The following is a 20273-nucleotide window of genomic DNA, read 5'->3' as shown; positions in this document are numbered from 1 at the left end:
TGTGCCTCATCTCGTATGCCGTGTTCCTCGTCCACTTCCCCGTCAGCCTGCTGGTGAATGCCTTGTTTATCACCTATGTTCCGCTTGAGCCGGAATGGCAGGCGCTGGGCATGCTGACGGCCTGGGGCGCCAGCCTGGTGGCTGGTGCTGCGTTTTACCGGTGGGTGGAAGTGCCGCTGGGAAGGGTGATGGGTAGTGTGGTGGCGCATCTGGCCGGGCGGCCGGCGCTGGTGTCGCGTTAAAAAAACGGCGTTCGATATGCCAAGGTTTAGGTATTGTTGTTTAGGGATATAGTTGCCGCGTATGCATGACGGCAAGAATTTCTATCGCGTTTGCTTCAACGCGATACACGACGACATAGTTTGGATGGGCAACCAGTTCGCGCGTGCCTGAAACTCTTCCTGACCGGTATAGATGGGGATGGCAGGGAAGCCGGGAGATGGCGTTGTCGATGTCGTTGTAAAGCTGCAGCGCTGCCGGCCGGTTGTGCTGCGCGATATACGTGAGTATCGCGGTCAAATCTTCTTGAGCTTCAACCTTCCATTGAATCGGCAGCATGGCCGTCAGTCTGCGGCGTGACGATTTTCCTCAGTTGCGCCATGACTGTCTCGTGCGAGGCGGTAGGGCGGTCATCATTGAGCGACGCCAACACCTTTGCGCGAAACCATTGTTCATAGGTTTCGGCTGCTTCCGTTGTCGCAAATTCGGACATGGTCGAGGATGGGGTGGCGTTCATGATTGTCTGATTATACGACAGTCCGATAAAGCTGTATCGCAGGTGGCAAGGCGTTTGATTTGTGTCAGCGATGGCATCGCGTGCGGGTGATGCTGCTGAAAACAAAAAAGCCAACCGCGAACGGTTGGCTTCTCTGAAGTATTTGGTAGGCCGTGCGGGATTCGAACCTGCGACCAACGGATTAAAAGTCCGCTGCTCTACCAGCTGAGCTAACGACCCAAAAACTTTTTACAACAACTTCGGTAACACTGTGCCGTAAAAAAATGCTTGCTATAACAACTCGCAAGCAGATCAGTACTGCGTATTCGTGGTAGGCCGTGCGGGATTCGAACCTGCGACCAACGGATTAAAAGTCCGCTGCTCTACCAGCTGAGCTAACGACCCGAAGAAGAAAGATTATAGGGGGTGCCCGGGATTCTGTCAAACCTAACGGGCAACTTTTTCCCCGCTTTTACTTTTTGCCGCCCCGTTCCTTGGCAGCCTGGGCCGCGCTGGAGTCCGGGTAGCGCGAGATCAGGGCGTTCAGGGTCTTGGTCGCGTTGGCCTTGTCTTTCAGCTCCGTGTAGCAGCTGGCGATGTTGAGCATGGCGTCGGGCGCCTTCGGGCTGTCCGGGTAGTTCTTCAGCACTGCCTGCTGGGCCGTGATGGCGCTCTTGCAGTCGCGCTGGGCGTAATAGGCGTTGCCCAGCCAGTATTGCGCGTTGGCCGCGTAGGCCGATTCCGGATAGCGTTTCACGAAGCCGTCCAGGGCCGTGACGGCGCCCTTGTAGTCGCCCGACTTGAACAGGCCGAACGCGGATTCGTACGCGCTTTGCTCGGATACGCCCACGGCCGCTTCCTGGCCGTCGATGGTGACCTGGCGCGGCTCGAGCTTGCGCAGGCGCGCGTCGATGTCGGTATAGAAATCCTTCTGGCGCTTTTGTACGTTCGCAAGATCGTTGCCCAGTACTTCGATCTGGCCGCGCAGGCGGGCGATCTCTTGCATGGTCTGGTCGTGCTGGTTGATCAGGCTCAGGGTGCTGGTCTTGTCCGCCTTGGTGTCGACGCGGCTGTTCAGGTCGCGCGCCATGGCGTCGACCTTGGCGCGCAGCTCGAGGATAGCCTTGCGCGCTTCGTCGTCATCGAACAGGGCGGCGTTGGCGTGCAGGGGCAGGTAGGCAAACGCGGCCATCAAGGCGGCGGCGACGCCGGCTTTCGAGAATGTCATCATGGGTCGGGCTTTCTAAGGTTACGCAAACATGCAAACGGGGCGCCGGGCGGTGAATCACCGCGCTGCGCCCCATTATTATGCCTATTACTGGCCAGTTAGGTAAGCGCCAATGCTGCCGCGCTCACCTGTCAACATCAATAAACGATGTCAGCGCGGCGGTTTTCTGCCCATGCTGCTTCGTTGCTGCCTTGTGCTTTAGGCTTTTCTTTGCCCAGCGACACGGCTTCCATTTGGCCTTCTGGCACGCCCAGGGCTGCCATCGACTTGCGCACGGCTTCAGCACGTTTCTGACCCAGGGCCAGATTGTACTCAGCGCCACCGCGTTCATCGGTGTTACCTTGGATCAGGATCTTGCGGCTAGGCGTTTTCACCAGGTAGCCAGCGTGGTTTTGCACGACTGGGGTGTCCGCTTCGCGCACGACGTATTTGTCGAAGTCGAAGTAGATGCTGCGGTTAGCCAGCACGCCTTTTGGATCGTCCAGTGGATCGACCGATGCGGTCGTTACTGGCTGAACTTGACGGGTGTCAACTGGAGCTGCGACTTTTTCAGGAGCGCGCTCAACCACTGGGGTCTCGGCTACTTTGACTGGGGTGCTGCAGGCGGACAGCAGAGCTGCGGTAGCGGCGATGAAAGCCAAACTTTTAAAGTTACTCATTTTTATTCTCCGGGTCATGGTTAAAGGTGAAACTGTACAGCATTTACTTCATAAAAGGACCCCAGGTGGGCTCCTTGATATTGCCAGCTTGCGTAGTCAAACGCTGTTTGACGCGGCCATCCACCGATACCACTGCCAGCGACTTGCGTCGTCCGGATTCGGTCGCGTACATGATATATTTCCCGTTGGGCGAAAAGCTCGGTGATTCGTCGTTGGCGGTGTCCGACAGGCGCAGTTCCTGGCCACTAGCCAGGTCGAGCGCGTAGAGCTGGAAATTGCCGTCGCGACGGGAAATATAAGCAAGTGTCTTCCCGTCGGACGAAATCCGCGGGCTGATGTTGTAGGAGCCGCCAAACGTCACGCGCTTGGCTTCGCCGCCGCTGGCCGACATGCGGTAGATTTGTGGTCCGCCGCTGCGATCGCTGGTGAAGTAGATGCTTTGGCCATCGGCCGAGAATTGGGGTTCCGTATCGATGCCGCTGCTGGTGCTGACGCGGCGCAAGCCGCTGCCGTCGGCATTGACGGTGTAGACCTGGGTATGGCCATCGCGCGACAGGGCCACGGCCAGGCGCGAGCCGTCCGGGCTCCAGCTCGGTGCGGAATTGCTGCCTTTTTCATTCGATACGATGGTGCGCTGGCGCGTCACCAGGTTTTGCACGTAGACGATGGGCTTTTTCTTTTCAAACGACACGTACGCGACCTTGGTGCCGTCCGGCGACCAGGCAGGCGAAATGATCGGCTCGTTCGAGCGCAGGGCGACCTGGATGCCTTCGCCATCGGCGTCGGCCACTTCCAGGCGGTATTCGCGGCCCGATTGCGTGACGTAGGCGATGCGCGTGGCGAACGCGCCCTTGACGCCCGTCAGCTTTTCATAGATGTCGTCGGCGATCTTGTGCGCCAGCAGGCGGTTGAACTGCGGCGCGGCCGCATTGTTCATGCTGGAAATCTGCGCGCCCTTGATGGTGTCGAACAGCTTGTAGCGCACGTCCAGGCGGCCATCGGCCATGCTTTGCACGGTGCCGGCCGCCAGCGCGTCGGCGCCGCGCGACTTCCACTGTTCATAGCTGACGGGTGCCGTTTCCGCTACGGGCGCATCGGCGTCGATCAGCTTGAACACGCCGCTGCGCGCCAGGTCGGCCTTGATAATGCCGGACAGCGATTGCGGCGCCGCCGATTCATTGACGAAGCTGGCGACAGCCACCGGGATCTGGTTGCTGCCGATCCCCGTAATCTCCACGCGCAGCTGCGCCTGGGCGCTGGACGCTCCCAGCACCAGGCTGGCGCAGAGCACGACATAGCTCATTTTTTTCATGGTCATCATTTAGGCAAATCCTTCATCTCGAATATGAGTTCAATCTCGCGTTCCACGGTGCCGTCTTTTTTCTTCGGCAGTGGCGACGATTTATTAATGGCGTTTTCCACCGAGCTGTCATACGCCGGCAGGCCGCTACTTTTAATCTTTCGGACCGAAATAATTTCCCCAGTTGGCAGTTGCTCGATCTTGAACACGGCGCGCGGGTTGCCCGGCACGTCCGTGCTACCGCTGTACGCGATATTGCTCTTGATCTTGCTCGTCAGGGCAGCGACATAGCCGCTGTCCTTGCGTGGCGCGGTCGCTTTCGCGGCCGTGCCCGTCGTGCCGGCGCCCGCCGCACCCGTGATGCGGCTCATTTCCACGGCACGCGCCTTGTCGGCGGCTTTTTTCTCTTCCGCTGCTTTTTTCGCCTTGGCAGCTTTTTCAGACGCCGCTTTTTTCTCGGACAGTTCTTTCTCGGCTTTTTCTTCCGCCGCTTTTTCTTTCTCTTTGGCCTGCTTGGCTTTCTCCAGCTTGTCGGCCTTTTCTTTTTCCAGCTTTTCAGCCTTGTCTTTTTCTTTCTGCTTCTGTTTTTCCAGTTCGCGCTTTTCTTCCTCGCGTTCCTTTAATTCCTGCTTGCGGCGCTCTTCCGCTGCCGCTTTCTCTTTTTCTTCCTTCAGCTTGGCCTTCTTGCGCTCAAGGGCGATCTCCGCCTCGCGCAGGTCGACCTTCGGCTCGGGCGCGGCCACCGGCGGCGGTGGCGGCGGGGCAGGCTGTTCCACTTCCGGTTCAGGCGGCGGCGTTGGCGTCGGCTCCGGTTCCGTCGCCACTTCGGGCGGCGGCGCGGCCGTCTGCACTTTCATGTCCCACACTTCCGCTTCGACGGCGACCGGTTCCGTATTTTGCCAGTGTACGCCCACCCACAGGAAAAACAGCAGCCCAAGGTGCATCGCCAGCGCCAGGCCCAGCGAGGGCCAGCGGCTGCGTTCGCGCGGCACGCTGTAGGGCTTGCCGAGTACATGGTCGATTTGTTTGTTCTGCAAAGTCTAGTCTATCTAAAAACGGTCAAGTCTGGAAACAGGATGCTGTGCTTACTTGGTGGCCAGGCCGACGCGGGTAATGCCCATCTTTTTCGCTTCCGAAATGAGCTGGATCACATCGTCGTACTTGCTTTCCTTGTCGCCCGCGATCATCACGGGATAGTCGGGATTGCTTTCGTGCAGGCCGCGCAGCTTGCGCAGCAGGGCGTCGCGGTTCGGTTCCGTTTCCGGGGACAGCTGTTCCTTGCCGATGACGCCGATCGACAGCGAACCATTCGGTTTCAGCACGATCTGAATATAGTCATCGGGCGGTTTCGCTGTCTTTTCCGCGTTGGGCAAGTTCACCACGCTGGGATTGTTCGACGACGGCATCACCATGAAAATGATCAGCAGCACCAGCATCACGTCGATATACGGCACGACGTTGATCTCGGACTTGAACTTGCGGCCACGGCCGCCGCGCATGCCGCCGCTATTGAATGAGGAACCCATGGACGCTGCTCCCTCTTAGCGCGACTGGCGCTGCAAGATGTTGGAGAATTCCTCGACGAAGCTCTCGAAGCGGATCGCCAGGCGGTCGATGTCATGCGAAAAACGGTTGTAGGCGACGACGGCGGGAATCGCCGCGAACAGGCCGATGGCGGTGGCGATCAGCGCTTCGGCAATGCCGGGCGCGACAGCGGCCAGGGTCGCTTGCTGCACGTTGGCCAGGCCGCGGAAGGCGTTCATGATGCCCCAGACGGTGCCGAGCAGGCCGATGTACGGCGAGACGGAACCGACGGAAGCGAGGAAGGCCAGGTGCGATTCGAGCACGTCCATTTCACGCTGGAAGGCGGCGCGCATGGCGCGGCGTGCGCCGTCGAGCACGGCGCCCACGTCCAGCGCTTCGCGCGAACCGTAGGAAGCCTTGCCCTTGATGAATTCGCCCATGCCGGCGTCGAAGATGCGGGCCAGCGCGCCGCTCTGGTCGCGGTTGCCGCTGGCGTTCTGGTGCAGCGCATGCAGGTTGCCGCCGGCCCAGAAGCTGCGTTCGAATTCGATGGTTTGCTTGCGCGCCTGGCGCACGGCAAACATCTTGCGGAAAATGTAGGTCCAGCTGGTCAGGGAAATCAGCAGCAGCAGGGCCATGATCAGTTGCACGATCAGGTGGGCATTGGTGATGAGCGCGAGGAAAGAAAGATCTTGTGTAACGTTCATTGGCTGGCAGTCTGTTGGGTGAATTATCCGGGGTGGCGGGTGGGGTCAGGCGGCGCGCATGCGGGCCGCGACTGCATCAGGCACGGCGCGCGGACACAGTGCCGAATCGACGCAGCCGATCTTGACGCGCGCCGTGTTGAGCAGGCGGTCGCCGCACCAGGCTTGTTGCAGGAAAACGATGGAGGCGCGCCCCATTTTTTCTATACTTAAGGTTAATCTTACCGTGTCATCGAGTCTGGCTGGCGCATGATAGTCGGCGTTGACGCTTTTGACAACGAACATCGCGTCATGCTGCTCCAGCAATTCTTGCTGGCCCACGTCGATGGCGCGCAGCCATTCGGTGCGCGCGCGCTCGAAGAATTTCAGGTAATTAGCGTAATAGACGATGCCGCCGGCGTCGGTGTCTTCATAGTAGACACGTACGTTCCAGATAAAGACTGAAGGCATGTTTATTGCGCCAGTAGTGAGATTGAGCAACATTTTACGCGATTTTTCTTCTTGTGACTGTGGGCGCTTGCTGGAAAGCCATGCAAAAGCTGCATATAAGTTGCACCGCAGCATTGTAAAACGGAGGGCTGCAATGGCAAGCCCCGTAACATACGCTTACATGCATGAGCAAAGTTTACATCCAGCTTAAGACGCCGGACCGGCGCTGCCCGGGCGGCGATTATAGCGGCACGCTTGCATTCCTTGCTCAATTTGGGCACTTAACTTACAATTTGCATTCCATTACGTCTCACGTGACTGGCGAAAAGTCGGGCGATCTCCATGAGTGGCGATCGGCAAACCGGCGAAAGGTGGGCACCCACCGGGAAACGTGAGATTTTTCATCAGCCGTTCGCCTGGGTAGCCACTATGGAAAAGCACGAAGAGGCTGCCTGTCCAATATTGTTATTCACTTAACGCCGGCTCCCCTCATTCGATCCAATCTGCCAGTACAAGCACCCTCATACTTGGAGTTTTTACATGTTTGCAAAAGATCATACCCTCGCCAACGTCGATCCTGAATTGTTCGCCGTCATTCAAAAAGAAAACACGCGCCAGCACGATCATATCGAACTGATCGCGTCGGAGAACTACACGTCGCCAGCCGTAATGGAAGCGCAAGGCTCGCAGCTGACGAACAAGTACGCCGAAGGCTATCCAGGCAAGCGCTACTACGGCGGCTGCGAGTACGTCGACGTGGCCGAGCAACTGGCCATCGACCGTGTCAAGCAATTGTTCGGCGCCGAATGCGCGAACGTGCAGCCGAACTCGGGCTCGCAAGCGAACCAGGGCGTATTCTTTGCCATGCTGAAACCAGGCGATCTGATCATGGGTATGTCGCTGGCCGAAGGCGGCCACCTGACCCACGGCATGCCGCTGAACATGTCCGGCAAATGGTTTGACGTCGTCTCCTACGGCTTGACGGCGGAAGAAGACATCGACTACGAGGCAATGGAACGCCTGGCCCGCGAACGCAAGCCAAAGCTGATCATCGCCGGCGCCTCCGCATTCTCGAAAAAGATCGATTTCGAACGCTTCGGCAAGATCGCCAAGGAAGTTGGCGCCTACTTCATGGTCGACATGGCCCACTACGCCGGTCTGATCGCCGCCGGCCTGTACCCGAACCCGGTGCCGTTCGCCGACTTCGTCACCTCGACCACGCACAAATCGCTGCGCGGCCCGCGCGGCGGCATCATCCTGATGAAGGCCGAACACGAAAAAGCCATCAATTCGGCCATCTTCCCTGGCATCCAGGGCGGCCCGCTGATGCACGTGATCGCCGGCAAGGCCGTTGCCTTCAAGGAAGCGCTGAGCCCTGAATTTGTTGAATATCAGAAGCAAGTGATCAAGAACGCCGATGTGCTGGCGAAAACCCTGATCAAGCGCGGCCTGCGCATCGTTTCCGGCGGCACCGAATCGCACGTCATGCTGGTCGACCTGCGCGCCAAGAATCTGACGGGCAAGGAAGCCGAAGCCATCCTCGGTTCCGCGCACATCACTTGCAACAAAAACGGCATCCCGAACGACCCGCAAAAACCATTCGTCACTTCGGGCATTCGCCTGGGCAGCCCGGCGATGACGACGCGCGGTTTCAAGGAAGCGCAAGCGGAAGAAGTGGGCAACCTGATCGCGGACGTGCTGGACAATCCGCATGACGCCGCCACCATCGAGCGCGTGAAGGCGGCCGTGAAGGTGCTGGCCGACGCGCACCCTGTGTACGCTGCATAATTATTTGTCCAGAATGTGTCATACAGAGTAAGATTCTGTATGACACATTCCTGCGTGCCCAAGGGCGCCCGGAGTGATTCGGGCGCCCTTTGTACAAGGACGGTGATTTCCCGTAATTATTACTATAAAGTTGTAGCCAGCCCATGAAATGTCCATTTTGCCAGCACGGCGACACCCAGGTTCTCGATACGCGCGTATCGGAGGAAGGGGATGCCATTCGGCGCCGCCGCCGCTGCGGCAAATGCGACAAGCGTTTTACGACTTACGAGCGCATTGAACTTATCATGCCGGCCGTCGTCAAAAAGAATGGCAGCCGGACGGAGTTCGCTGCGGATAAGTTGCGTGGCAGTTTGATGCTGGCCTTGCGCAAGCGTCCCGTCGCGGCCGCCTCCGTGGATACGGCCATCGCGTCCATCCAGGAAAAACTGCTGACCAGCGGCTTGCGCGAAGTTGATTCCGGCTATATCGGCGAACTCGTCATGCAGGAACTCAAGCGCCTCGACAAGATCGCCTACATCCGCTTCGCCTCCGTCTACAAGAATTTCGAAGACCTGGCCGAGTTCCAGGACGCCATCGCCGAAGTGGGGCAGGCGCGCAAGCCCTGACCTCACCTTCTTGTTCACCTTGTTGAAAACGGGGCCGGTTTGCGCCCCGTGTTCACCACGCCAGTGTTCGCCCGGCAAGCGGACTGATTAATCCCAACGCTGTTCTTCCCACCTTTCGCCGTACTGTTTGCGCCAGCGCAGACCCGGCTTTTTGCGCGCGCCTATCTTGTAGCTGGGCCGTGCGTCCGTGCGGCTCCAGTCCTGGTTTCATTCTGTCCGCAGGAGAAGCTCATGCACAGCGGCGCGCGTGGTCTCATGGGTGGCAGCAGCCTCGTCGAGGTGCTCGTGTCGCTGCTGCTATTGGCGCTGGGCCTGCTGGGCGCCAGCATCCTGCAGCTGCACTCCCTGCGCGCGCGCCATGAGTCGGCGCTATTGTCGGCGGGCGTGCAACTGGCGGCCGGCATGGCCGAGCGCATGCGCGCGAACAGCGTGCTCATGAATGGCCCCGATACGGGCAATCCCTACCTGAATGTGGCGTATGCGGCGGCGGACGACGCCGAAGCGGGCGGCGGTGCGCCGGACTGTTTTGGTACTGCCGCCTGCAGCGCGGCCGAACTGGCGCAATTCGATATCGCCGAATGGAAGCAGCGGCTGCATGCGGCCTTGCCCGGCGCGCGCCTGCATATCTGCCGCGACACTTCCGCGTGGGATGCCGCCGCCCAGGGCTTGCAGTGGGCGTGCAGTGGCGGCAAGGGCGCGCCCATCGTCATCAAGCTGGGCTGGCGCGCCCGCCTGCCCGATGGCTCGCCCGCCGTGAATGCGGCAGGCGAGTCGCTGCCCAGGCTGGCATTCCAGCTGGGCGGAAGCGGCGCATGAACACTGCCCTGCACTGGCATCGCGGCATGAGCCTCGTCGAATTGCTGGTGGCCTTGTCGCTCGGTGCGCTGCTGATGCTGGCCGCCAGTAGCGTGCTGCTGGCCGCCAGCGGCAGCTATGGCGACCAGTCCGCCAGCGCGCGCCTCGATGACAACGGCCGCTATGCGCTCGACACCATCGCCCGCGCCGTGCGCCAGACGGCATACGTGAACTGGGACAGCAGCGCCGCGCCCGTCGCCCATGCCGATGACGACAGCGCCAATGTGGCCGGGCTCGATGCGCGCAGCCTGGGCAAGAACAGCGAAGGCATCAGCGGCGCGCTGCCCGGCGCCCTGCATGGCAGCGACGTGCTGGCCTTGCGTTATTACGGCGCCGGCAAGGAAGAGGGCGGCGACGGTTCCGTACTCAATTGCGCAGGCTTCGGCGTGGGCGCCGCGCAAACGCAGGCGCAGCGGGGCTGGAGCATTTTCTATGTGGCGCAGGGCGCCGATGGCGAGGGTGAATTGCGTTGCAAATACCGTGGCGCGAACGGCTGGGGCGCGGACGCCGTCATTCGCGGCGTCGACGGTTTCCAGGTGCTGTATGGCCTCGACACGGATACGCCGTTTGACGGCGTGGCGAACCGCTACGTCAACGCCAGCGCGCTCGACGCATACGATGCGGCGCTGGTGCTGGAGGGGGCGGATGCGGCCGCGCGTCAGCGCGATTTGCACCGGCGCACGCACTGGAAACGCGTGGCCAGCGTGCGCGTGGCCCTGTTGCTGCATGGCGAGGCGGGCCAGGCGGACAAGCTGGCGGAACTGGGGCCGGCGCAGTTCGATCTGTTCGGCAAGGCGTATGCCGAGGCGCATGGTGCCGGCGACACGGGTGTGCGCATCGCGCGCGCGTCCTTGCCCGCCGCAACGCGTTCCAGGCTGCGGCAACTGGTGCAGACGAGCATCATGCTGCGCAACGGGCCTGCCTAGGCGGGCGGCGCGATGGCTGACGCGGGCGTCAACTGTCGCAAACCGTGGCGTCTGCCCCGTGTACGCCACGGCGGCGCCACTCTGGTGTATGTGCTGTGCCTGCTGGTGATCATCTTGCTGCTGGGCGTATCGGCGGCGCAGATGGCCTTGCAGGGCGAAAAGGCGGCACGCGGCGAGCGTGACCGGCAGATCGCGTTTCAGGCGGCGGAGGAGGCATTGGTGGATGCGCAGAACGATATCGAAGGCTTGCCTGGCGCGCCGGGACGCAGCAGCCTCTTCGCGCCAGGCAGTGCGGCAGGGTTCGCGGACGGCTGCGGCGAGGGCGGCGCACTGGGCCTGTGCCTGCCCGCCGCGCCGGACGCACCGGCGCTCTGGTTAAGTACGGACCTCGATGGCGCCGAAGCTGGCAGCCGCACGGTGCCATACGGCCAGTTTACGGGCGCCGTCATGCAGACGGGGCAGGGTTTCCTGCCGTCGCGCCGGCCCCGCTACCTGATCGAACTGCTGCCGTTTCATCCGCCCGGCGCGCAGGCCGCGGCAGTGGCTGGCGGCCTGGCGACGGAAAGCTATGTCTACCGCATCACGGCCATCGGTTTTGGCGCACAGGAAAGCACGCAAGTCGTGCTGCAAAGTTATTACCGCAAGCAGGCGGTGGGAGCGGGGCCATGAGGGCGCCTTGGCGCGGCTGGCGGCTGCTGGTCGGCCTCGTTTGCCTGGTTTGTGGCGCCGCCGTCGCGGCCGCTTCTCCCGTGGTGCTGGCGCGGGCCGACGCGGGTTTGTACGGCGCCAGGGTGCCGCCGAATTTGCTGCTCAACCTGTCCCTCACGCACGCTGCCGCCGCTGCCGCGCACGGAGGCGACTATGCGCCGCAACGCGAATACGCAGGGTACTTCCATGCGCGCATGTGCTACAGCTATCCGTACCGCAGCAAGGACGGCGTTATGCTGCCGGACTTGCGCGTAGCGACCGCTTACTTCTCCGCGCTGAAACCGGCCGATGCCTTGCACGGCTGCGGCGGCGACAGTTTCAGCGGCAATTTTCTCAACTGGGCCAGCACGAGCATGCTCGACATCGTGCGCTATGCCTTGACGGGCGGCGACCGCGTCATCGACGAGGTGCGCAAGACGGTGCTGCAGCGCGCTTATTTGCCCGATGCCGACAAGCCCATCGACTTCTTTGCCCACCCCGTCTTTTTCCCGCGCAAGGTCCTGCAGACCGGTGTGGCGGCCGCGACGCCGTTTGCGCTGGCGCAACTGGCTATTGTTTCCTGTCGCAACCGCCTGCTGTTCGGCGACGCCAGCTTGCCCCCGGGCGGCAGTTGCGACGCGCCCGGGGTTGCGGCCACGAACGGCGTGTTCCTCGCGCGCGTGCGCGTTTGCGACACGGAAGAAGGGCCGCTGCGCGACGACTTGTGCCTCGCGTATGGCAAGAACTACAAGCCTGTGGGCGCCGTGCAGCGCCATGGCGGCCGGGTACGCGTGGGCGTGTTTGGCCATTTGAACGGTGCGTCCGGCAACGCCGGCCCCGTGTATGGCGGCGTGCTACGCGCGCCGCTGGCCCACGTGGGCAGGCAGCGTTGGACGGCGCCCGACTTTATGCCGCAAGACAATGCCGGCGCCGAGTGGAATCCCGCCAACGGCGTGTACCTAGTCCAAAGCGCAGGCTCTGGCGGCGGGGTGACCGCTTACATCAATGGCCTGGGCCGCGGCAATGCCGGGCATCCCGGCGCGTACGCGAAGGCAGCACCGCTGGCTGAATTGCTGTACGAATCGCTGCGTTACCTGCAGGGAAGGCAAGCGAGCGCCGTCGTGCCACCCGCCACGGCCCCGCCTGCCATCGACGATGGCTTGCCGGTCGTAACGCCATGGAGCGATCCGCAAACGGCCAGTTGCCAGCGCCACGTCGTTGTCAGCCTCGGCGACGCGGGCATGGCGGGCGACCGCTATGTGCCCGGCAATGTTCCTGTGGCTCCCGCATCCAACGGCGACCGCGCACGCGCTGCCGATGGCTTCGCACCGCCGCCGTTCGACGCGATGGTGTGGACGCATGCGGTGGGCAGCCTGGAAAGCGGTGGCGCACAGGGTAATCCTGCGCCACGGCCCGATCTGGCTGCGCTGGAATTGCTGGCCGACGGGGCGGGCGGCGCCAGCTACCACGCGGCGGGGCTGGCTTATTGGTCGCACGTGCAGGCCTTGCGTCCTGGCGGCAAGAACGACGGCGTTGCCAAGGTCGAGCACTACGCGGGCGACTTGCGCCAGGGCGATTCGGCCGCCACGCCTGTTTCTACGCCTTTGCTGTTGGCAGCCAAATATGGCGGCTTTCTCGATGCGAATGGCGACGCCAACCCGTTCAAGAGCGCGACGGGCAGCGCGCTGGACGAGTGGAGCCTGGACGGCCTCTGGCCCACCCATTACCTGCCCGGCAGCGATCCGGCCGCCCTGATCGCGGGACTGCGCGCAGCCTTTGCTGCCGCCGATAAGGCGACCTTGCCAGCGACGCTTGCCGGGCCAACCCTGATGGCGCTGGCCAGCGGGACGGAAGAGGCATACTGGTTCCAGACGCAGATGCGCCTGGCCGATGGCGGCATGACCGTGTCGCGCACTGCATTTGCCGTGGGTGCCGATGGGACACTGCTTCCTGGCAAGCCATGGTGGCGCGCGGGCGGAATGGATAAGCTCGCGCCGGATGGAGCGCCGGCGGCCTTGCGTCCCGTCTACACGCTCGACGCCAAGGGCGCCCTGATGCCGCTGGCCTGGAAAGGACTCGATGCAAAACAGCGCGGCGCATTCGACGGCGGCGATGGACTGGGGGAGGCGCGCCTGGCGTATCTGCTGGGCCAGCGCACGCTCGAGGTGGGCCAGCCAGGCGGCTTCTTGCGGCGCCGAGCCGGCAACTTGGGCGCGGCGCCGTATGGCAATCTCGTGTACGTGGGGGCGCCGGGGCTGGGCATGCCGGGGGCCGGCTATGGCGTGCACCGCAAGGCCTTATTGGCGCGGCGCAAGATGCTGTACCTGGGTGCCAACGATGGTTTGCTGCATGCCTTCGATGCGCGCACGGGCAGCGAATTGTTTGCCTATCTGCCGCAAGCCCTGCTGCGCCTTGCGCCAGCCGCTGCGAGCACTCACTACAGTCCGGGCCCGCTGCTCGACGGCGGGGCGGCTACGGCGGAAGTACTGGCGCTGGGACATTGGAAGACGGTGCTGGTGTCGGGCATGGGCGGCGGGGCGCAAGGCGTGTTTGCGCTCGACATCACCGACCCGGCCCGCTTCGCGCAGGAGGGGGCGCTGTGGGAATTCACGGACCGTGACGACAAGCTGATGGGCAACGTGCGCGCGCCGCCCGCCTTCGCCCGCATCAACATGGGCGGCAAGGAGGGCGCGCCTGCCTACCGCGATTTTGCCGTCGTCGCCAGCGGCTACAACAACCATGTTAACGACGGCAAGGACACGACGGCGCCCGCATCGGCGGCCGCTATCTTCCTGCTGGCGCTGGACAAGGCGCCCGGCATGCCTTGGGTGTTGGGAAGTAATTACTTCCGGCTCAAGGTGCCTGTGGCCAGCGGTGGCGGTGATGGTGGCCATGACAGCGATGCGGATGCCACACCCCAGGCGCTGGCCCCGCCCGCCGTGGTGCCAAGCGGCGACGGCGCGCTGGCTTTCCTGTATGCGGGCGATTTGAAGGGCAATATCTGGCGTCTCGACATGGTTGCCGGGCCGCCGTGGAAGGACGGCCAGGGACGCAAGCTCGTCTTTGTCGCGCGCGATACGCAGGGCCGGCGCCAGCCCGTGACGCAGCAGCTGAACGTGGCCTATGCGCCCGGCGGCGGCTATCTGCTGCTGTTTGGCACGGGCAAGCTGGTCGAAGCAACCGATACCTGGCCTTCCGCCTTCCTGTCGCAGTCGTTTTACGCCGTGCACGACGATCTGCGGGCAAGCTCACCCACGCGCAGCCGGAGCGACCTGGAGCAGCGCAGCCTGGGCGAGACGGCAGGCGGCGTACGCGTCGACGGCGCCGAGTTGCGCTACACGGGCAGCGACGCCATGCATGGCTGGTACCTCGATTTTCTCGATACCGCGCAGACGGGCGAACGCAGCATCAACGGTGCCGTGCTGGCCGCCGGCAAGGTGCTGTTCAATACGCTCCTGCCAGGGCGCGATCCTTGCGCCAAGCCGGCCACGCGCCTGTACGTGCTCGATGTGCTGAGCGGCTTTGCCGCCGATGGCGCCGGTGTCGTGCAGGCGGGCGAGCAGACGGGACGCTTGTTCGATGGCCTGGCGCGCGCGCCGCCGCTGGCGCTGGAACTGAACAGCACGGTGGGCGCCGCGACTGCGGCAGGGCGGGCCGAGGGGCGCAAGGAACTGGCCGTGCTGCAACCGGGCTTGCCCGGCGTAGCCAGCGGGGCGGGACTCAAGGTCGTCAGCGCACCGCTGCCGGCCCGGCGCCTCAGCTGGCGCGAAGTGGCGAACTGGCGCGAATTGCACGAGGCGGCCAAGAAAAAATAGGCCCCGGCAAGGCACTGCAGCGTATCGGCTGGCGTTTTTTGGAAAGGGGAGATCGCATGGGGACGCTGGCAAGGCGGAATGGACCCGCTGCAAACGGCGGCGCTCCCGCTGCCAACCCGCAGGGCTTCAGCCTGATCGAACTGCTCTCCGCGCTGGCGATCATGAGCCTGCTGATGGCGTTGGCCGTGCCCGCTTATCATGGTCACGTCGTGCGCGCCAAGCGGGTGCAGGGTCAGGCGGCCCTGCTGCGGTTGATGCAACAGCAGGAGCGCTATTACTCGCAGAACAATCACTATCTGGCATTTTCCTCGGCGTCGCCGGCGGAGCAGGCGCAGCAGTTTCCATGGTGGTCCGGCGACGGGGGCGCGGCCCGCAGCGCGTATGAAATCGAGGCACTGGCCTGTCCGGGCCTGGCGATCGGGCAATGCGTGCTGTTGCGCGCCCTGCCGGGCACGTCCAAGGTCGATGCGCAGTTCCAGGATGCCGATTGCGGCGTTCTGTCCTTGAGCAGCACGGGCGAGCGCGGCAGCAGCGGGCCAGCCAGCCATTGCTGGCCCTAGGCCATGGCCATGCGCAAGCGTCCACCGTGGACTGTACGCACCGTCGGGCACACCATGCTCGAATTGCTGGCCGTGCTGGCGATTGCCGCGCTGCTGGCGGCCGCCGCCATGCCCAGCTTGCAGCAGGTGCTGGCGCGCCAGCAGGTGCGCGCGGCGGCCACTGACTTGTTTTCGGCCATCGAACTGACGCGGGCGCAGGCGATGGCGCGGGGACAGCGCGTGCTGCTGATGCCGGCCGGGCCCGGTGGCACGGATTGGCGCGCAGGCTGGCTGGTATTCATCGACCGCAATGCCAATCTCGCGTTCGATGGCGATGACGAATTGCTGTTCCGCCAGGGACCGCTGCCGGAGGGCATCACGGCCCAGTTCGCGTTTTCCTCGGCCACGGCGCCGTTTTATATCGCCTACAATGGCGCAGGACGCAGTTGCAGCGCGACCAATAGTTTGGCGGCGCGCTGGGGCACCTTGTCCCTGGCATTGGGAAAGCAGGTGCGGCATATTAAAATCAATATGCTGGGCAGGGTGCGCGTGTGCGATCCGCAGCAGCAGGCGGTCAATTGCAGCGGCGTGGCCGACAGTTCGTAGCAAGACTGACCAATTATTTATCTTCAAGCAAAGAAGCCCGTGGAAATACTCAACGATATCGATGGCATGCGCCTGGCGCTGGAATGGGCGGCGCGCGGTTTGTACACGACCTCGCCCAATCCCCGCATCGGCTGCGTGATCGTCAGGGACGGCCAGGTGATCGGCGCCGGCGTGACGCAGGCGGCAGGGCAGGATCATGCCGAGGTGCAAGCGCTAGCCAATGCGGCGGCGCGCGGCAACGACGTGCGCGGCGCCACCGCCTATGTCACCTTGGAACCATGCAACCATCACGGCCGTACCCCGCCATGCTCCGATGCGCTCGTGCGCGCGGGGCTGGGCCGCGTCGTGGCCGCCATGACGGACCCGAACCCGCTGGTGGCGGGGCAGGGGCTGGCCAAGCTGCAAGCGGCCGGCATCGCCGTCACCACGGATGTGCTGGCCGACGAGGCTTATGAAATGAACATCGGCTTCTTTTCACGCATGCAGCGCGGCAAGCCGTGGGTGCGCATGAAAACGGCTGCCAGCCTGGACGGCATGACGGCCTTGCACAATGGCCAAAGCCAGTGGATCACGGGCCCAGAGGCGCGCGCCGATGGCCACGCCTGGCGCGCGCGCGCCTGCGCCATCCTGACGGGTATCGGCACGGTCAAGGCGGACGACCCGCAATTGAATGTGCGCGCCGTCGAGACGCCGCGCCAGCCGCGCCGCATCGTTGTCGACAGCCGGCTCGACATCAGCCTCAACGCACGCATCCTGCAAGGGGGCGGCACCTGGATCGTGGCCGCCGTCGCCAATCCGGAAAAGGAGGCGCAGCTGCGCGCCCTGGGCGCGGAAGTCATCCTGCTGCCGAACGGGGATGGCAAGGTCGACCTGGCCTCGCTGATGCTGGAACTGGGACGCCGGCAAATCAATGAAGTCCACGTCGAGGCCGGCGCCAAACTGAACGGCTCGCTGATACGCGAAGGCTGCGTCGACGAGCTGCTGGTCTACCTGGCGCCTACCTTGCTGGGCGACGCGCAAGGCATGTTTGCCTTGCCCGCCTTGACGGATATCAAGCAGCAGCGCACTTTGCAATTTCACCAGGTTCAGCAAGTGGGCGAAGATATGCGTATCCTTGCAAGATTCGCCCAGCGCAATTAATACTTTTATACTTTATAGGGTTAGTTCATGTTTACAGGAATTGTTGCCGCCATCGGCAAGATTGAAACCGTGCAGCCGCTCGACGGCGGCCTCGATGCCGGCGTGCGTCTGAACATCCACGCGGGCGGTTTGCCGCTGGCCGACGTGGCCCTGGGCGATTCGATCGCCATCAATGGCGCCTGCATGACGGTGGTGGAAAAGTCGGACACGGGCTTTGCCGTCGATGTCTCGCGCGAAAGCCTCAATTGCACCGTGGGCCTCGATACCACCACGGAAGTGAACCTGGAAAAAGCCCTGACCCTGGCCGAGCGCCTGGGCGGCCACCTGGTTTCCGGCCACGTCGACGGCCTGGGCATCGTGCGCAAATTCGAAGCCGTGGGTGAATCGTGGGAACTGGTGATCGAAGCGCCGCACGAACTGGCGAAATACCTGGCCTTCAAGGGTTCCGTCGTCGTCAATGGCGTGTCGCTGACCGTCAACCGCGTGGAAGACCTGGGCGCGGGCGCCGTCAGCGGCTGCCGTTTCTCGATCAACCTGATCCCGCACACGATCGCCATGACGACATTGAAACACTTGACGGTCGATGGCAAGGTCAACCTGGAAATCGACCTGATCGCCCGCTATGTCGAGCGCATGCTGTCCTTGGACAAGGCTGCCGCTTAAGACACAGCTTGAAGCAGCACACGAGCGGCCTTGCCAAGCGTGTGTTGCTTTTCCTTCAGACGCGCATACTATGAAGCTTTCCGCAGTGGAGGCTAGCCATGGACCCGATTTCGCGCGCAACCGTGCCCAACACCATCCCGGCCACGTCACGTGTGGGTGCGACGGCGCCGCTGGCGCCCACGCTGCCCGTGCCGCCGTCCAGCGCGGCGGCGGCCCTTGCCATCCTGTCATCGACCCAGGTCGACATCTCCCCGCTGGGGCAGTTCCTGTCCGGCGCGGCCTTGTCGCGCCGGCAACTGCTGGCCCTGCAGGGCGCCACGGAAGAGGCCCGGGCGGCCAATACCCCCGTGAATGTCAATGACGATTTGCTGGCGCTGGCGCGGCAGTTGACGGAATCGTTCGCCCAGCTGCAAACGAGCGGCATCGACGCCAGCCAGCTGGCGACGGCCGGCGACACGCCGGGCAGTCTGGCGCAGCGCTATGATTTATTGTCGGGCGATGGCACGACGGATGCGGCCGCCGCGCTGGCGCAGGACGGCGGCTTGCTCACGCAAGCGCAACTGGCCCGCATCGGCATCGATTTGCGCAATGAAGATGTCGATGCGCCAACGTTACAGGCCGCCTATGCGGCCGACAGCAATGCCACCCTGGACGCTTTGCAACAGGGAACGGACGTGCTGGCGCAGGTGGGCGCCGTGCTGGCCCGGCAGCAGGGCGCGCCGCTGACAGCCGGAGTCGAAGCAGATTTGACGGGCGAAGCACTGCCGTCCAATGCGGTGCAGGCCGGGCAGACGCAGGCCGCCGACGCGGCGCCGCCGCAAACGGCTGCCATTGCGCAACGGCAGATGGAACTGCAGCAGCAACTGGAAGCGGACGAGCTGAACCTGGATTTGCAGGAGCTGCGGCCCCAGCCTTCTGCGCAAGCCGCCGCCGATGCAGCGGAACTGTTGCAGACGCAGCGCACGGACAACCAGCGCGTCGATACTCTGCGCCTGGACGCCGAACGCCTGGATAACGAACGCATCAATACTGATCAGCAGATGCAGCAGCAGGAAGCAGAAAGGGTGGAAGAGTTGCGCCAGGGGCAAGTGCAGCAGCAGGAATTACAGCAGCGGGCGCAAGCAGCGGCGGATGATGCGGCGCGGGCGCAGCTGGCCGCCGACGACGCGCAAATGGCGGCTCAGGCAGCCTCCGACCGATCGCAGTCGCTGGCACGCGCAGCGCAGGGGCAGGCCGATGCTGGCCTGGCGACGGCGCAGGCCCAGCTGGTCCAGCAAAATGCGCAGGCGCAAGAGCAGGCTGCGCAAAACGCGGGCCAGGCCGTGCCGCTGCCGTCATCGCAAGACCCATCCGTGGCGGCGGCCATCGCCGCCTATAACCTGAATAATGCAGCCCTGAATCCCGGCTTGATGAACCGGCCATTGCCAGCCAGCGACTCGCGCCTGCCTCTGGTGGCGCCCGTCGCTGCCGTGGAACCTGTCAAGCCCGTGCTTAAAATCTAGGGCAGCAGGGTGGCGTCCAGGGTGATGTTGGCTTTCAGTAGCTTCGACACGGGGCAGCCAGCCTTGGCCTTGCCCGTCAATTCCTCGAATTTTGCCTGGTCGGCGCCGGGGATTTTCGCTTTCAGGAGCAAATGGACGGCCGTGATGGCGAAGCCGTCGTCCACCTTGTCGAGGGTTACTTCGGCCGTCGTCTCCATCTTTTCCGCCGTCAGGCCCGCTTCGCCGAGGATCAGCGACAGGGCCATGGTGAAGCAGCCTGCGTGCGCGGCGCCGATCAATTCCTCGGGATTCGTGCCGGGCTTGCCTTCGAAGCGGCTGGCAAAACCGTAGGGATATTCCTGCAAGGCGCCGCTGCGCGTGCTGATGGCGCCCTTGCCGTCCTTGATTCCGCCTGACCAGATGGCCGATCCGTTGGTTTTCATATTGCCGCTCCTGTGTGGGGTGTCGCTGCGAGTGGGGTATCAGCGCCGTGGCGATGACAGTCTGATCTTATGCTCTTTGCAAGGCCGGCGGCGCGCGCTTTGCCGCCGCCGCGCGCGCTGGATCGGCGAAGCGGGGCTTTGTGGGGCAGGCAGGGCAGCGGCCTGC

At 63.3% G+C, this 20273-nt stretch carries 21 protein-coding genes, 2 tRNA genes, 1 pseudogene and 1 riboswitch; of the genes and pseudogenes, 12 read left to right on the top strand and 12 right to left on the bottom strand.

All coding sequences use genetic code 11. The features are described 5' to 3' along the window. Positions 1 to 242, top strand: a pseudogene (locus tag ASN89_RS18770) (acyltransferase); the annotation flags it as partial. A gap of 40 nt (positions 243 to 282) precedes the next feature. Here ASN89_RS18770 and ASN89_RS18765 read toward each other — a convergent pair. From ASN89_RS18765 to ybgC, 11 genes are all read right to left on the bottom strand, one after another. Beyond that, positions 283 to 558 carry a type II toxin-antitoxin system RelE/ParE family toxin gene (locus ASN89_RS18765; RefSeq protein ID WP_058050320.1) on the bottom strand — a complete coding sequence of 92 codons (276 nt, stop codon included), beginning with the start codon at positions 556 to 558 and terminating at the stop codon, positions 283 to 285. Continuing rightward, positions 533 to 736 carry a hypothetical protein gene (locus ASN89_RS28735; RefSeq protein WP_046682320.1) on the bottom strand — a complete coding sequence of 68 codons (204 nt, stop codon included), beginning with the start codon at positions 734 to 736 and terminating at the stop codon, positions 533 to 535. Before ASN89_RS28735 ends, ASN89_RS18765 begins: the two co-directional genes overlap by 26 nt. Positions 737 to 879: 143 nt before the next feature. Next, positions 880 to 955: transfer RNA gene (locus ASN89_RS18760), tRNA-Lys, on the bottom strand. Between the two features lie 89 nt (positions 956 to 1044). Further along, a tRNA-Lys gene (locus ASN89_RS18755) sits at positions 1045 to 1120 on the bottom strand. Positions 1121 to 1187: 67 nt separating this feature from the next. Further along, the gene (ybgF, locus tag ASN89_RS18750) at positions 1188 to 1946 is read right to left on the bottom strand and encodes a tol-pal system protein YbgF (RefSeq protein WP_034759191.1); all 759 of its coding nucleotides are present in this window, start codon (positions 1944 to 1946) and stop codon (positions 1188 to 1190) included. A 134-nt stretch (positions 1947 to 2080) separates the two neighbouring features. Then, positions 2081 to 2602 (bottom strand): peptidoglycan-associated lipoprotein Pal, encoded by a 522-nt coding sequence (pal, locus tag ASN89_RS18745; protein ID WP_046682322.1) that lies wholly within the window; start codon positions 2600 to 2602, stop codon positions 2081 to 2083. A gap of 43 nt (positions 2603 to 2645) precedes the next feature. Continuing rightward, positions 2646 to 3914: a Tol-Pal system beta propeller repeat protein TolB gene (gene tolB, locus ASN89_RS18740; protein WP_046682511.1), complete on the bottom strand. Its 1269-nt coding sequence runs from the start codon at positions 3912 to 3914 to the stop codon at positions 2646 to 2648. A 5-nt stretch (positions 3915 to 3919) separates the two neighbouring features. Then, entirely contained in the window at positions 3920 to 4939 is a 1020-nt protein-coding gene (gene tolA, locus ASN89_RS18735; RefSeq protein ID WP_082654645.1) for a cell envelope integrity protein TolA, read from the bottom strand. A gap of 48 nt (positions 4940 to 4987) precedes the next feature. Then, positions 4988 to 5428 carry an ExbD/TolR family protein gene (locus tag ASN89_RS18730; RefSeq protein WP_082654644.1) on the bottom strand — a complete coding sequence of 147 codons (441 nt, stop codon included), beginning with the start codon at positions 5426 to 5428 and terminating at the stop codon, positions 4988 to 4990. A gap of 15 nt (positions 5429 to 5443) precedes the next feature. Next, on the bottom strand, positions 5444 to 6133 hold the full coding sequence (gene tolQ, locus ASN89_RS18725; protein WP_046682323.1) for a protein TolQ: 690 nt from the start codon (positions 6131 to 6133) through the stop codon (positions 5444 to 5446). A gap of 45 nt (positions 6134 to 6178) precedes the next feature. Next, entirely contained in the window at positions 6179 to 6580 is a 402-nt protein-coding gene (gene ybgC / locus ASN89_RS18720; protein ID WP_058050319.1) for a tol-pal system-associated acyl-CoA thioesterase, read from the bottom strand. A gap of 283 nt (positions 6581 to 6863) precedes the next feature. Then, positions 6864 to 6988: riboswitch (ZMP/ZTP riboswitch) on the top strand. Between the two features lie 111 nt (positions 6989 to 7099). Between ybgC and glyA the strand changes: the two genes are divergently transcribed. The 11 genes from glyA to ASN89_RS18665 all read left to right on the top strand — a co-directional run bounded on the left by glyA (position 7100) and on the right by ASN89_RS18665 (position 19685). After that, complete coding sequence (glyA, locus tag ASN89_RS18715) at positions 7100 to 8347, top strand: serine hydroxymethyltransferase (RefSeq protein ID WP_058050318.1); 1248 nt, start codon at positions 7100 to 7102, stop codon at positions 8345 to 8347. A gap of 143 nt (positions 8348 to 8490) precedes the next feature. Next, positions 8491 to 8952: a transcriptional regulator NrdR gene (nrdR, locus tag ASN89_RS18710; RefSeq protein ID WP_034759169.1), complete on the top strand. Its 462-nt coding sequence runs from the start codon at positions 8491 to 8493 to the stop codon at positions 8950 to 8952. 231 nt (positions 8953 to 9183) lie between these two features. Further along, positions 9184 to 9768, top strand: coding sequence for a type IV pilus modification protein PilV (gene pilV / locus ASN89_RS18705; protein WP_058050317.1), 585 nt, complete (start codon positions 9184 to 9186; stop codon positions 9766 to 9768). After that, positions 9765 to 10733, top strand: a complete 969-nt coding sequence (locus ASN89_RS18700; RefSeq protein ID WP_058050316.1) for a PilW family protein — start codon at positions 9765 to 9767, stop codon at positions 10731 to 10733. Before pilV ends, ASN89_RS18700 begins: the two co-directional genes overlap by 4 nt. A gap of 12 nt (positions 10734 to 10745) precedes the next feature. Further along, positions 10746 to 11402 (top strand): PilX N-terminal domain-containing pilus assembly protein, encoded by a 657-nt coding sequence (locus tag ASN89_RS18695; RefSeq protein WP_058050315.1) that lies wholly within the window; start codon positions 10746 to 10748, stop codon positions 11400 to 11402. Then, complete coding sequence (locus tag ASN89_RS18690) at positions 11399 to 15235, top strand: pilus assembly protein (protein WP_058050314.1); 3837 nt, start codon at positions 11399 to 11401, stop codon at positions 15233 to 15235. Before ASN89_RS18695 ends, ASN89_RS18690 begins: the two co-directional genes overlap by 4 nt. Positions 15236 to 15291: 56 nt before the next feature. Beyond that, positions 15292 to 15795, top strand: a complete 504-nt coding sequence (locus tag ASN89_RS18685) for a type IV pilin protein (protein ID WP_082654643.1) — start codon at positions 15292 to 15294, stop codon at positions 15793 to 15795. 9 nt (positions 15796 to 15804) lie between these two features. Further along, positions 15805 to 16380, top strand: a complete 576-nt coding sequence (locus ASN89_RS18680; protein ID WP_235432820.1) for a GspH/FimT family protein — start codon at positions 15805 to 15807, stop codon at positions 16378 to 16380. Positions 16381 to 16419: 39 nt separating this feature from the next. Continuing rightward, entirely contained in the window at positions 16420 to 17520 is a 1101-nt protein-coding gene (ribD, locus tag ASN89_RS18675) for a bifunctional diaminohydroxyphosphoribosylaminopyrimidine deaminase/5-amino-6-(5-phosphoribosylamino)uracil reductase RibD (RefSeq protein WP_058050313.1), read from the top strand. Positions 17521 to 17547: 27 nt separating this feature from the next. Beyond that, complete coding sequence (locus ASN89_RS18670) at positions 17548 to 18183, top strand: riboflavin synthase (protein ID WP_058050312.1); 636 nt, start codon at positions 17548 to 17550, stop codon at positions 18181 to 18183. 98 nt (positions 18184 to 18281) lie between these two features. Then, entirely contained in the window at positions 18282 to 19685 is a 1404-nt protein-coding gene (locus tag ASN89_RS18665) for a hypothetical protein (RefSeq protein WP_058050311.1), read from the top strand. On the opposite strand, the gene ASN89_RS18660 is transcribed toward ASN89_RS18665, so the two are convergent. Beyond that, entirely contained in the window at positions 19682 to 20107 is a 426-nt protein-coding gene (locus tag ASN89_RS18660; protein WP_058050310.1) for an OsmC family protein, read from the bottom strand. The two genes, ASN89_RS18665 and ASN89_RS18660, sit on opposite strands and share 4 nt — an antisense overlap. Positions 20108 to 20273: the final 166 nt, after the last annotated feature.

It is taken from the genome of Janthinobacterium sp. Ant5-2-1 (assembly GCF_001445815.1).
Classification (GTDB): Bacteria; Pseudomonadota; Gammaproteobacteria; order Burkholderiales; family Burkholderiaceae_D; genus Janthinobacterium; species Janthinobacterium lividum_E.
This window is presented reverse-complemented; position numbering and strand designations above follow the sequence as displayed.